The organism is Arthrobacter sp. Soc17.1.1.1 (assembly GCF_036867195.1).
Lineage (GTDB): Bacteria > Actinomycetota > Actinomycetes > Actinomycetales > Micrococcaceae > Arthrobacter_D.
The window spans coordinates 1,990,057-2,003,086 of the sequence record NZ_JBAJII010000001.1 but is presented as its reverse complement, the minus strand read 5'-3'; the positions used below and the strand labels follow the sequence as shown (position 1 = coordinate 2,003,086).

11 protein-coding genes and 1 riboswitch are annotated in these 13,030 nt (G+C 69.9%); of the genes, 1 reads left to right on the top strand and 10 read right to left on the bottom strand.

Going from position 1 to position 13,030, the window contains the following annotated elements:
* Nucleotides 1-4: 4 nt before the first annotated feature.
* The 7 genes from V6S67_RS09200 to V6S67_RS09170 form a co-directional block, all read right to left on the bottom strand.
* Nucleotides 5-1,459 (bottom strand): LLM class flavin-dependent oxidoreductase, encoded by a 1,455-nt coding sequence (locus V6S67_RS09200; protein WP_334209960.1) that lies wholly within the window; start codon nt 1,457-1,459, stop codon nt 5-7.
* Nucleotides 1,456-3,168 (bottom strand): ABC transporter ATP-binding protein, encoded by a 1,713-nt coding sequence (locus V6S67_RS09195; protein ID WP_334209959.1) that lies wholly within the window; start codon nt 3,166-3,168, stop codon nt 1,456-1,458. Before V6S67_RS09195 ends, V6S67_RS09200 begins: the two co-directional genes overlap by 4 nt.
* Entirely contained in the window at nt 3,165-4,076 is a 912-nt protein-coding gene (locus tag V6S67_RS09190; protein ID WP_334209958.1) for an ABC transporter permease, read from the bottom strand. Before V6S67_RS09190 ends, V6S67_RS09195 begins: the two co-directional genes overlap by 4 nt.
* Complete coding sequence (locus tag V6S67_RS09185) at nt 4,073-5,005, bottom strand: ABC transporter permease (protein ID WP_334209957.1); 933 nt, start codon at nt 5,003-5,005, stop codon at nt 4,073-4,075. Before V6S67_RS09185 ends, V6S67_RS09190 begins: the two co-directional genes overlap by 4 nt.
* On the bottom strand, nt 5,006-6,598 hold the full coding sequence (locus tag V6S67_RS09180) for an ABC transporter substrate-binding protein (RefSeq protein WP_334209956.1): 1,593 nt from the start codon (nt 6,596-6,598) through the stop codon (nt 5,006-5,008).
* 214 nt (nt 6,599-6,812) lie between these two features.
* Nucleotides 6,813-6,940: riboswitch (SAM riboswitch) on the bottom strand.
* A 101-nt stretch (nt 6,941-7,041) separates the two neighbouring features.
* Complete coding sequence (locus V6S67_RS09175; protein ID WP_334209955.1) at nt 7,042-7,470, bottom strand: VOC family protein; 429 nt, start codon at nt 7,468-7,470, stop codon at nt 7,042-7,044.
* 63 nt (nt 7,471-7,533) lie between these two features.
* A complete protein-coding gene (locus V6S67_RS09170) occupies nt 7,534-7,737 on the bottom strand; it encodes a hypothetical protein (RefSeq protein ID WP_334209954.1) in 204 nt (67 codons plus the stop codon).
* Nucleotides 7,738-7,954: 217 nt separating this feature from the next.
* Between V6S67_RS09170 and V6S67_RS09165 the strand changes: the two genes are divergently transcribed.
* Nucleotides 7,955-9,469: a CYTH and CHAD domain-containing protein gene (locus V6S67_RS09165; protein WP_334209953.1), complete on the top strand. Its 1,515-nt coding sequence runs from the start codon at nt 7,955-7,957 to the stop codon at nt 9,467-9,469.
* Nucleotides 9,470-9,490: 21 nt separating this feature from the next.
* Here V6S67_RS09165 and V6S67_RS09160 read toward each other — a convergent pair whose 3' ends face one another.
* From V6S67_RS09160 to V6S67_RS09150, 3 genes are all read right to left on the bottom strand, one after another.
* Nucleotides 9,491-9,934: a universal stress protein gene (locus tag V6S67_RS09160; protein WP_334209952.1), complete on the bottom strand. Its 444-nt coding sequence runs from the start codon at nt 9,932-9,934 to the stop codon at nt 9,491-9,493.
* Between the two features lie 122 nt (nt 9,935-10,056).
* Nucleotides 10,057-10,959: a diacylglycerol/lipid kinase family protein gene (locus V6S67_RS09155; RefSeq protein WP_334209951.1), complete on the bottom strand. Its 903-nt coding sequence runs from the start codon at nt 10,957-10,959 to the stop codon at nt 10,057-10,059.
* 159 nt (nt 10,960-11,118) lie between these two features.
* Nucleotides 11,119-12,612, bottom strand: a complete 1,494-nt coding sequence (locus tag V6S67_RS09150; protein WP_334209950.1) for a DUF4389 domain-containing protein — start codon at nt 12,610-12,612, stop codon at nt 11,119-11,121.
* Between the last annotated feature and the right edge of the window lie 418 nt (nt 12,613-13,030).

Genomic DNA, 13,030 nt, shown 5'->3' with positions numbered 1-13,030 from the left:
CCTCCTAGGCGTAGGACGGGGCGGTGGCGGGTCCGGCAGCCGCGCCGGCGGTAGCCCGGGCGAGGGGCACGGCGTCGCTGCCGAGATGGACGCCGCCCCGGTAGCGCGCGCCCGGGTGCTGGTCGAAGAGCCGCGTGTTGCCCGCGCCGAAGAGGCGTTCGCGGAGGGTCGACTCCTCGTAGGACCTGCGGTACAGACCGCGCCGCTGCAGTTCGGGTACGACGAGTTCGATGAAGTCCTCGGCGGTCCCGGGAGTGAGGAACTGGCGCAGGTTGAACCCGTCCAGGTCGGTGCCCTCCACCCACCGCTCGATCTCGTCGGCGACCTCCGTCGGGGTGCCGATCGCCACGAAGGGGCCGCGGTCAAAGCGCGTGATGCGCTCAAGCGCCTCGCCGACGGTGGTGCCTGCCGGGTGCCTCCGGTTGCTGGGCTGCCGGTCGCGGCCTGGCCGGTCCTCGCGCGCGAGGATGTCGTCGATGACCTCGTCGGGCCGGTAGGCCGCCAGGTCGATCCCACCGCCTCCGGCATGGGCGAGGTAGCCCTCGGCACTGGAGAGGCGGCGGAATTCGTCCGCCTTCCGCTGTGCGTCCTTGTGCGTTCTGCCGACGATCACCACGGCGCTCGCGAAGGCCCTGATGTGGTCCGCACCCCGGCCGTTGGCTACGGCGAGCAGGCGGAGGTCCGCCACGTTGTCGCGGTAGGCCGCGGCGTCGCGCCCGCCGACGAACACGCCCTCGGCGTGGCGCGCTGCGAAGGCCTTGCCGGCCACGGAGCTGCCGGCCTGGAACAGCACGGGTGTGCGCTGGCGTGAGGGGGCGCTCAGGTGCGGTCCGGCCACGGAGAAATGGGGGCCGCGGTGATTGATGTAGCGGACCTTCGACGGGTCGGTGTAGACGCGCCGTTCGCGGTCCTCGACCACGGCGTCGTCGTCCCAGGACCCCTCCCACAGCTTGTAGAGGACGTCCAGGTACTCGTCCGCGATCGCGTAGCGCTGGTCGTGTTCCACCTCGTCGGCGAGCCCGAAGTTCCGGGCCGCATTGGGGAGGTAGGACGTGACGATGTTCCAGCCGAACCGCCCCTTCGTCAGGTGGTCGAGCGTGGATGCGCGCCGTGCGAAGGCGAACGGTGGCTCGTACGTGGTGGAGAACGTCGCCGCGAAGCCCAGGTGCTCGGTCACCGCGGCCATGGCCGGGATGACCAGGAGGGGGTCGTTGCTGGGGATCTGGACGGCCTCGCGGAGCGCCGTGTCCGGGCCGCCGCGGTAGCCGTCGTACGTGCCGATCACGTCGGCGAGGAAGACGCTGTCGAACAGCCCGGCCTCGAGCAGCTTCGCCGTCTCGACCCAGAAGTCGAGGTCGTTGAAGCGGTGGCGGTTGTTCTCCGGGTGCACCCAGAGACCGTGGGAGATGTGTCCCACGCAGTTCATCTCGAAGAGGTTGAAGGCGATCTGGCGTGTCATGAGGAAAGGTCCTTCCGGACGGCGGGGAGTTCGGGGATGGCGTTGATCAGCTGGCGCGTGTACTCGTGCCCGGGGTGCTCGAAGACGTCGGCGACGGTCCCGTGCTCCAGGACCACCCCGTCCTTCAGGACCAGCACCTCGCGGCTGACGTGCTGGATCACGCCGAGGTCGTGGGAGATGAACAGGTAGCTGAGTCCGAAGCGCTCCTGCAGATCCGTCAGGAGGTCGAGGATGCGGGCCTGCACCGTGATGTCGAGGGCCGAGACCGGTTCGTCGCAGATGATGACCTCCGGTTCGGCGGCGAGCGCCCGGGCGATGGCGACGCGCTGCCGCTGCCCGCCCGAGAGTTCCAGGGGGCGGCTGCGGGCCCGGTCGGCGGGCAGGCCGACGAGGTCGAGCAGCTCGAGCACGCGCGCGGCCCGCGCGGTCCGCGGCGTGCCGGCGGCGGCGACGGCCTGCCCGATGACCTGCCGCACGGTCTTCCGCGGGTCGAACGACTGCAGCGGGTCCTGGTAGATCATCTGCACGGAGCGTCGGGCCGCGAGGTCGCGTGCGGCGCGGTGCTCCGCCCACGTGCGGCCCCGGACCTGGACGGTGCCCGCGTCCGGGGCGTCGACGCCCAGTGCGATCCGCGCGACGGTGCTCTTGCCGCTGCCGGACTCGCCGACGATCCCGAGGGTCGTCCCCTTCGCCAGGGTGAAGGACACGCCGTCGACCGCCGTGCGGCGGCTGCCGTCAGGACCGGCGAAGGTCTTGGTGAGCCCCTCGACCGCCAGGGCGGCCGCCGGGACCGTCACCTCGCGGGACGGGGCGGGCGCGATGTCGGACTGCGCGGTGTCTGACTCGGCGCGGTCCCGTACGGTCAACCGGCGTCCGCGCGACGACCGGGAGGGGATGGCCGCCAGGAGTCCCTGGGTGTAGGGGTGCCGGGGGTCCTGCAGGACGGACTCGACGGGGCCCTCCTCCACGATCTCGCCGTCGCGCATCACGGCGACGCGGTCGGCGAGGTCCGCGACGACGGCGAGGTCGTGGCTGACCACGAGCATCGCCGTGCTGCCTCCCTTGAGGCCGCCGAGCAGGCGGAGGACCTGTGCCGCGATGGTCGCATCCAGTGCTGTCGTCGGCTCGTCCGCGATGAGGAATCCCGGGTCCGCGGCGATCGCCGAGGCGATCAGGGCGCGCTGACGGAGCCCGCCCGAGAGCTGGTGCGGGTACTGCCCGGCCCGCACCTCGGGATCGGGTACACCCACGGAGGCGAGGAGTTCGACGACGCGCGCACGCCGGGCGGCCCGATCGAGGTCGCCGTGGAGGCGGAGGACCTCGCCCACCTCGTCACCGACCGTGCGCAGCGAGTCGAGGGAGGAGAGCGCGTCCTGCAGGATGAAGCCGGCCTCCCGGCCGCGGACGCGGGACCACTGGCGTTCGCCCCACGCGGAGGCGTCCTGGCCGTTGAAGCGCTGGGCGCGGGACCGGATATGGGCGCCGGGCCCGGTGAGACCGACGAGGGTCCTCGCGGTGACGGACTTGCCGGAGCCCGATTCACCCACCAGGGCGAGGCATTCACCCGGGCGGACGGACAGGCTGAGGTCGTGGATGACCTCCCGGCGGTGGGCGCCGCGGCCGAATCCGACGGAGAGCCCCTCGAGTTCGACGACGGGCGCCTGCGGCACCCGTGTGGCGGTGGTGGCGGTCAGGGTGGTGGAGCTCATGCGAGCCTTCCTTCGGCGCGGCGACGGAGCTCGCGGCCGATCACGGTGATGGACAGCACGGTGGCGACGAGGAACGCGGCGGGGAACGTGATCATCCAGGGTGCGTTCGAGATGAAGTTGCGGCCGGCCGAGAGCATCGCGCCCCATTCGGGGGCGGGCGGAGGGGTGCCGAGCCCGAGGAAGCTCAGCGACGCCCCGGCACCGATCGCCGAGCCGACGCCGATGGTCGCGAGGACGAGGACGGGCTTGATGACGTTCGGCACGGTGTGCGTCAGGAGGATCCGCCAGGCGGGCAGGCCCAGGGTACGGGCGGCCTCGACGAAGCCCGACCGCCGGACGAGGTGCGTCTGCGCCCGGGTGATCCGGGCGTAGTAGGCGATGCTGCCGGCACCGATCGCGAGGATCGCGTTCTCCGTGCCGCCGCCGATGATGCCGATGACCACCAGTGCGAGCAGGATCTCGGGGATGGCGAGGGTGACGTCGAGGAAGCGCATCACCGAGGCCTCCACGAGCCGCCCGTTGAGCCCGGCGAGGAGGCCGATGGCGGTCCCGCCGACCACACCGATCGCCGTCGCGCCGACCCCGATGTACAGCGAGGTGGCGGCGCCGTGCACGATCCGCGTGTAGTTGTCCGCGCCGGAGTCGTCCGTGCCGAACCAGGCGCCGGCGCCGGGCGCCTCGAAGCTCCTGGCGGGGTCAACGGCGTACGGGTCGGCGGGAGCGAGCAGGCCCGGGGTCAGGACCGCCGCCGCGAGCCACAGGAGGAACGCGGAGGCCAGCAGGATCCCGGGGCGGACGCGCCACCGGCGCCGACGTTGCCTGGGCGTCCCGGCCCGTGCCGGCTCCCGGACGGGGAGCGCGGCCTGCGGGGCGACGGCGGGCGGGATGGTGCGTGAGGCGATGCTCATGCGGTCACCACTTTCGGGTCGATGAGCGTGTAGAGGAGGTCGATCACGAGGTTCACCACGACGTAGACCGCGGCCGAGAGGAGCACGATCCCGAGGATGACCGGCAGGTCCTTGTTGTAGACCGAGGCCAGGGTCAGGGACCCGATGCCCTGCCGGCTGAAGAGGGTCTCGACGACCACGGACCCGCCGAGCAGCGCGGCCACGACGAAACCGGACATGGTCATGACCGGGATGGCCGCGTGCCGGAGTGCGTGCCGGATCCTGACCGGGAGGTCGCGCATGCCGCGGGAGCGGGCTGTCAGGATGAACGGCTGCTCCAGGACGTCCTCGAGTTCGTTCCGCAGCACCTGGGAGAGGGTCCCGAAGACCGCCAGGGCGAGGGTGAGGGCCGGGAGGATCAGCGCGGCCGGCCCCTGATTCCCGCCGATAGGGAACCAGCGCAGCGTGAAGGAGAAGACGATGAGCAGCGCGAACCCGATGATGAACGTCGGCGTGGCGGCGAAGACCACCTCGACGCCGGAGACGATCGACCGGATCCAGGGGGCGCGCTGCGCGGACAGGATCGCCACGACGAACGTGAGGGGCAGCGCGACGGCGACGGCGGCCGCCGCGAGTGCCGCCGTCGCGCCGATCTGCTGCCCGATGGCCTCCGAGACGGGCAGGCGCAGCCGATAGGACTGCCCGAGGTCGCCCTGCAGCAGGTTCCCGAGGTAGCTGCCGTACTGCACGAGGAAGGGCTGGTCGAGGAGGTAGTCGGCGCGGACCTGCGCCAGTGTCTCCGCGGTGGGCCGCGCGTCGGGCCCGCCGAGGATCAGCAGCGCGGTGTCGCCGGGGATCAGGTAGACGGCGAGGAAGGTCAGCGTCGCGGCTCCCCAGAGGACGCCGATGCCGATCGCGAGTCGCGTGAGGACGCGGCGGAGAACCGTCACCTACTCGGCCTTCCAGGCGTAGGTGAGCACGGGCACGGGGTGGGAGGTGTCCACGGCGACGTCGTGCAGGGTGTTCGCGTACGCGAACTGGCTCGGGTTCTCGTAGAGCGGCACGCCGGGCACGATCTCGAGCAGCCGGTGCTGCGCCTTCGAGTACGCCTCCTCGGCCACGGGCCCGTCGTCGGCCTCGCGGGCCGTGGAGAGCAGGGCGTCGAGCTCGGGGTCGTTGACGTAGGACGAGTTCTGGCCGATCCGCTCTCCGGTGATCTCGGAGGAGTGGTAGCGGATGAACAGGACGTCGGTGGTGTTGGTGTGCCAGACGCCGGCGAGGGCGTCGTAGTCGCCGGCGTAGCGGAGTTCGGTCAGCTGCGCCTGGGGGAGCTGGATGATCCGGAGGTCGAAGCCGACCTTGCGGGCCTCTCCCTGCAGCTGCACGAGCAGCGGGCTCGGCGTGGAACTCTCCACCGTGGGGACCTCGACCGTCAGCCGCTTCCCGTCCTTCGTGCGGAAGCCCTCGCCGTCACGCCCCGTCCACCCGGCGTCGTCGAGCAGCTGGTTCGCCCGCTCGGGGTCGTGGGTGAGGACGCCCTCGACCGTCGGGTCGTAGTACCTGCTCTCCTTGGACAGGAAGCCGTCGATCGGCGTGTAGGTGCCGAAGCCGAGGCTCTCCGTGACGGCCTTCGTGTCCACGGCGGCGGCGAACGCCTGCCGGACCGCGAGGTCGTCGAACGGTGCGCGGTTCAGGTTGAAGTTGAGGACGTACGGGTTGCCGGTCCGGGCGAGGTTCTCGTACGTGAAGTCCGGGTCGGCCTGCACGGCCGAGGCGTTCTGCGGCGCGAGGTTCTCCGTCAGGTCGTACTGGCCCGAGACGAGGGACTGGTGGCGGATGACGGGTTCGCTGACGAGGGTGACCTCGACGCCGTCGAGGTACGCGGCACCGTCACCGTCCAGCCACTCGGGTGCCCAGTCGTAGCCCTCCCGCTTCGTGTAGCTGATGCTCTGGCCCGGGCGGTAGTCGGCGACGGTGAAGGGCCCCGTGCCGATCGGCTTCTGGCACAGCGTCTCCGGTGACTCGGTGATGGCCTTGCCGGAGTTCATGCCGAGCCAGGACTGGGCGAGGGTGTAGAGGAAGGGGGTGTAGGGGTAGGCGAGGTGGGCCTCGAAGGTGTATTCGTCGATCACCGTGCCGTCGACGTACGGGGCGATGTACGCGGCGGCGAGGGGCGACTTCGTGGCGGGGTCCCTCATGTGCTCGAAGTTCTGCCCGAGGACCTCCGCGTTCCAGGGCGAGCCGTCACTGAAGGTGACTCCCTGCTTGAGGTGGAACGTGTAGGTCCTGCCGTCCTCCGAGACGTCCCAGGACTCGGCGAGATACGGCGCGATGTCCCCGTTCTCGTCCAGGGTCACCACGTTGTCGTAGATCAGGCGGCCGAGGAACTGCTGCTGCGTGGCAGAGATTCCGTGGCCGTCGAGGCAGCCCGGCTCGGCCGAGATGGACACGTCCAGCACGCCGCCGGGGATCGGCTCGCCAGCGGCGACGGAGGACGAGCCCGCCGGCCCGGCGCAGCCGGCCAGGAGTGCGAGGAGACCCACCGCAGAAAGGGCGGTGGCGTGTCCGGAGCGGTTTCGATTTCGGGCAGGGCGAATTACGGATGCATTCATGGGAATTCCTCAAGAGGCGTTCCGGCGCAGCGCAGAGCATAGTGCGACCGGAAGGGAATTGAAGGGCGAGTGAAAGGAGAAGGCGCGCCGAGGGCGCCTGGATCCTGCTAGGGGAGGGCGGTACAGCTCACGATGAGTGCCTTTCGGAGTGCTCTTGCCCGCACCGGACCAGCACTGTGTGCCGAGGAGAAGGCCGCTTCGTCATCCGAACCACCCAGGAACATGGGGTTGGCGCGCGGTCCAGTCGGAGCTTTACGACCGCGTCTCTTGAAGCTGGAACAACTATAGGCAGATATCCGGGGTGTCGACCAATAAAAAGAAATATGACACGGCGCGAATTGCCGAGGGCAGGACGGAATGTCGCGGGGCGCAATTCAGCGCAGGGTGACCGTGCCGTCGTCGAGGATCTGCCACCCGGGATTATGGGCGATCTCCCACACGATCCCGTTCGGGTCGCGCACGAGCCCGCGGAAGATGCCGCCGAAGGCGCTCTCCTGCGGCTCCTGGACAGCGGTGCCGCCTGCGCGCGTCATCGCAGCGACGACGGCGCGGACCTCCTCGGGGCCGTCGACGTTGTGGGACAGCACGATGCCCGACGGCACCGGTGCGGCATCGAGCCCGAGGTCCTGGGCGAACTTGCCGGCGAGGAACAGCCCGAGGAGCACTCCCGGGGCCACCTGGTAGAAGATCACCTCGTCGGGGACGTCGAGCGTCGGCGTCCACCCGAGGCCCCGGCTGTAGAAGGACCGCGCAGCGTCGAGGTCCTGCGCGGCGACGGTGACGAAGTGGAGGCGGGCGTCCATGGAGGGAGCCTACCGGTCCCGTCCCCCGGCGGAACCGTGAACGGTTCTGCCGGGGGACAGGGATCAGTGACTCAGAGGGAGCGGGTGCGTCTCGCGGTACAGCTGGATGTGGAGGGCGAGCTTCCGCTCCGCTTCACGGCGACGCTCGCACTGGCGTTTGAGGTCGGACTCGGACAGCGTGGGTGCGCCGCGCTGGATGCGTTCCGCCGAGGAAGGGGCGGTGGGAGGCAGACTCTCGGGCCGGGCCTCCGACTGTTCTGTGGTCATGGCGATGTCCTTCGCTGGGAAGGGCGCGACGAATGGTCCGACGGTGGTGGTCGACGCGCGCCTTCGTCGACCCCGGGCTCGTGTCGGCCCTCGAGTTCCGCAAGTGTGCACCGGATCGGAGCATCCCTCTAGGGTCTTTCGGCCCCACCGTTCGGCGGACGGGGGGCCGGCCGTCGAAACCTGCTGACGGCCGCCCGGGCGAGGTATACAGTGCCCTATGCGCGCTGAGCCTGTTGTGGAGATCGAGCGGACGTTCGACGTCGGGGACGACACCCCGCTCCCCGTACTCGAGGACGTCCCCGGGGTGGGAAGCGTGGATGCGCCGGTCGAGTTCCACCTCGAGGCCGAGTACTTCGACACGGAGGACCTGAGGCTGGCGTCACACCGGATCACGCTGCGGCGCCGGACCGGCGGCGAGGACGCCGGATGGCACCTGAAGCTGCCGGCCGGTCCCGACGAGCGCCACGAACACCACGCGCCGCTGGGCAGGACCTCGGTGGTGCCGAAGCCGCTCCTGAAACTGATCCGGGTTCACACGAGGGACCGCGTGCTGGTACCGGTCGCCCGGCTGGACACGCGGCGCGTCGTGCGGCGCCTGCGGGGTGAGGACGGGGTCCTCGCCGAGTTCATGGACGACCGCGTGCAGGCGGAGGCGCTCCTGCCCGAGCCGTCCAGCCTGCGCTGGCGGGAATGGGAGATCGAGCTGGTCGGGGGCTCCAGGGACATGCTGGACGCGGCGACGGGACTCGTCGCCGCCGCGGGCGTCCGTGCCGCCGCTCACCGATCCAAACTCGAGCGTGCACTCGCTACCGGCGTCACCACGGACGCGGTGACGGTAACGGAGCCCTCGCCGGAGGGCCCGGCAGGCGATGTCCTCATCGCCTACCTGCGCGAGCAGGTGGCCGCGCTGAAGCAGCAGGACCCGCAGGTGCGGATCGACGGCTCCGATGCCATCCACAGGATGAGGGTCGCCACCCGGCGCATCAGGTCGGTCCTCGCGACCTACCGGGCCCTGCTCGACGACGTCGAGGGCGTAGGGCGCCTCCGGGAAGACCTCAGGTGGCTCGCCGGGGTGCTCGGCGCGGCGCGGGACGCGCAGGTGATGCGTGCACGGCTCGAGCAGATGCTCGCCGACGAACCACCCGAACTGCTGCTCGGCCCGGTGCAGCGCAGGCTCGAGATCGAACTCGGAGGGGACTACCGGAGATTCCACACCCGGGTCGTCAAGACGCTCGACGGCGAACGGTACTTCCGCCTCCTGGACGCACTCGACGCCCTCGTCGCTGCGCCCGCGCTGACGCCCCGCGCAGCAGACCCCGCCGCTCAGGTGATCCCGGGCCTGATCAACCGGGACCTCAAGCGCCTGCGCAGGGCGGTCCGTGACGCGAGGAACCACCGCGCGGGGGTCGGCGACCATCCTGCGCTGCACGAGGCTCGGAAGGACGCCAAGCGGCTGCGGTACGCGGCGGAGGCAGCCTCACCGGTCGGCCGCAAGAAGATCGCCCGCATCGCGGAGGCGGCGCAGGCCCTGCAGAAAGTGCTCGGCGAGCACCAGGACAGCATGGTGACCCGGGACCTGCTGCGGCGGATCGGCGGCAAAGCGTTCCAGGAGGGTGAGAACGGCTTCACCTACGGCCGGCTGCACGCCCTGGAGCAGGCGGCAGCCCTCGACGCCGAAGCCCGATTCCGCCATGAATGGAAGTACATCCCCTCACCACTGCGAAAGAAGTAGTCGTGCGAGGACCCGGGCCGGCTACGACGGGTCGGACGCCCTCCGGACGACGAGGACCGGGCAGTGCGCGTGCGCCACGCAGGCGCTGCTGACGGATCCGAGCAGCAGACCCCGGAACGTGCCGTGGCCACGCCCGCCGATGACGAGGAGGGCGGCGTCATGGGAGACCCGCACGAGGGTCTTCACGGGGTGCCCGAACACCACCGCCTTCTCGAGCCCGAACGGGGGATTCTCCCCGAACGCGGCCGTGACGGCCTCGTCCAGCTGCTTACGGGCGACCTCCGTGTACTCGCTGCGACCGAGCGGGATGTAGGCGGGGTACTCGGCGGGGTCGTCCCACGCAGCGACGGCGCGGATACTCGCGTCGAAGGCGGGCGCCAGTTTCTCGGCGTAGCGCAGGGCGGCGATGGACGGCCCCGACCCGTCCACACCGACGACGATCTGGGCTGCGGGGGTGGGACTCATGGCGCTTCTCCCTCGGGTTGCGGAAACGTGAACCTGCTGAGAGCACCCTCCACGGAATCCGCCCGATGACCTAGGGGCCTTCGGCCCTACCCCCACGCGTGTCCGGTCTGCTAGCTCGTGCCTCAGCCGAGGATTGCGAGGGCCTGGGGGATGCTGTCGATGGTGATGTCCGTGCCCGCGGCGACGTCCTTCACTTCGCCGTCGATCTGGTAGGGGAGTGGCTTGAGCGTCGAGAAGCGGTACCGGGAGTAGCTGGGCTGGTCACCGAGGCCCTTCGTGGAGGCGCGCAGGGCGGTCAGGAGGATCTTCCATTTGGCCATGTGGGGGAAGATGACGACTTCGAACTTCCCGTCGGAGGGATGGTCGTCGGCCTCGCTGAGGGTGGCGTACTTCGCCATCTGGGAGATGTTCGCGAACACGAGGCTGTCGAATTTCCGGCGCTCGCCGTCGCTCTGCCGGATCTCGAAGGGCTTGAACTTCCGAAAGGTCCGGGCGACGGAGAACATCTCCTTGATGGCACCCTTGCTGCCCTTCTCGAGATCGATCGCCATGATCGGGGTCAGACCGAAGCCGATGTAGGAATGCGCGTGGACCGGCTCCGCGGCGGGCACGGCGTCCGTCCCGGCGATGCTGATGCGGAGCAGGTCGATCCTGCGCACCTGCCCCTCGACGATGGCCTCGCCGAGCGGCTTGCGTCCCGTGACGCGGCTGTGGTCGTTGGCGTTCCCGGCCGCCAGGACGGCGCAGACGACGTCCTCGGCTCCGCTGGCCATGGCACCGTTGACCACCTCGTTGTACCCGCCGTCACCGCTGACCGAGACGACCAGGGCGTTGCCGGACAGTGCGGCCTCACGGGCGAGATCGATGGCATGACCGGCATGGTCGGTGGGGGTGAGCAGCACCTCGGTGTCCGGCAGGGCCGGCACCAGTTCGTCCCGGAGTCCCTCGGCGAGTCTCGGCGCATCGCCCGTGCTGTTCGGGTTGAAGATGATCGTGATCGTGTCGAACCTGCGCGGTGATTCCATGGTGGCTACCTTCGGTGATGACTCTCGTGGGATGCGGCTGTTCCCAGCATAAGTAAGCCAACTTATTATAAGAAGTCGGGTGTCATCACGACTGCCCCTGCGGGGGCCGGGGGAGTGCGGCCCTCTTTTCACGGCTTCCCCACCCGGGAACAGCCGGCGCTAGAAATCCCGCTGAGCCGGTGCGGGACGCCCGGCTTCCACGAGCCCGGGCGTACCGGGATCGTGCGGTTGCGGGTCCGGCTCGTCCGGCCCCTGATCCATCCGGAACGGCGGGTACTCGTCGCGCAGGAGGAGTACATAGGCCATCACGCGATAGACCCAGCGGGAGATGCCCATGACGAAATCGAACAGCGGCCTGGGATACCGAGCGGTGAACAGCAAGGCGATCCCCGCGACGAGAGCAAGGAAGCCCAGCAGTGACGGGCCTGATGTCCTGACGACCTCGCCCGGATCGGCGCCCGCGTCGACCGCCCAGGACCAGCCGCCGGTCAGCACCGCGATGATGACAAGGTGCGGCAGTGCGAGGAGCCACCCCTTGATCAGCACCAGTCCTCGGTGCAGCCGCACCGGATACGGCACCTGGACGTCGGCGGGGTAGCCGTCGACGGGCGCCAGTGTGAACGGGGGATACTTGTCCGTCCCGAGGACCGACGCGTAGAACTGGACCCGCCAGCTCCACCGGAGGACGCCCACCGTGAAGGGGAAGAGCGTCGCCGGGTACCGGCCGGTGAAGAGGATGACGACGCCGGCGGCCAGGGTGCAGACCCAACAGGCGACCCACAGCAGCACCAGGATCACGGCATGGGGGATCGCCAGGAACCACTTCACGAGCCACAACCAGCGCGACAGCCCCGGCCGGACGTGGCCTGTCAGTCGTGCGGGGTGAGGCAGGACGTCCCGTGCGGGATCCCGGGCGTCGAGGCGGTGCCGCTCATCGGGCGCCATGGCCCGTCCGTGCCGGGAGGCGCTCAGCGAAGGATCCAGCCCTCGGCCGAGGCCGCTGGCTCCGATCAGCACCAGGGGGATCCCGACCAGGAGCAGCAGCGCCGCGGTCAGGAGCAGCGCCACCCCGATCGGGGCGAAGAGTGTCGAGCGGAAGCCCGCCTGCAGGTCCACCACTCCGGAACGACTGGCGTCGGCGTTCATCACCACCACCGCCCAGCTGCCTGAGCGCAGGTCGATCGTGACTTCCTGCATCCCCGTTCCCGACGAGGACGTCGTCCAGAAGTCCTGCTCCGCCGGTGGTGCCGGAACGCCGGATCCGGGGACGTCGCGGTACAGGGCGCGGAACGGGGTGGTCCGGAGATCCACCAGTTCCGTGTGGTTCACCGAGGACAGGTAGGCGTCCACGTCGGTTTGACGGGCCACGCCGATGAAGAGGGCCTGTCCCGGCTGGGTCGCCGTCGCGCGCAGTCGCAGCGTGGCGACGCCCTCGGGGAGGTCCTCGAGCCCGTCCACCTCGTTCACCTCCGTCCGTGTGCTGGTCAGCGCATAGGAGTCGTAGTCGAATCGCTCGGTGGAGGTGGTCAGGAAGTCCCCGTCGCGCTGGAGGCCTGCCAGCGCGGCCACGGTGGCGCCACTGACACCGATACCGCCCGCAATCGTGATGAGAAGGGCGCCGAGCAGGACCAGGATGAGAGGGCCCGTCTGCATACGGGCTGCTCCTGGTACGGGCGGTACGGTGCTGAGAGGCGAACTCATGACATGCCATCCTTGTCGTCGCAGAGATCATGGATGGAACGAACTGCGGCCCGCGCGAGCGTCGGCCTCGACCCGCTGAGGGTCTCCGGGGCGTCAACTGTGCGCCTCAGGCCGATGGAAGGCTAGGGCAGAAAGTCCCGGCTCGGCGGGGTCCGGAACCAACAGTGGCGACGGTGCAGCGACGACGTCCTGTGCGGTGGTTGCCGGAGCGAGAACCGTGGTGGACCGGCGGTCGACGAACCATGGAGAGGAGGGCCTCCGAACCGCTACCTGACATAATGTAGATTATCGGCGATCAGCTGGCATGCCGGGAAGGGGTGTCCGTGGCCACGTCGCCACGGCTCGCGCCACCTGTTCCATCCGTACGACA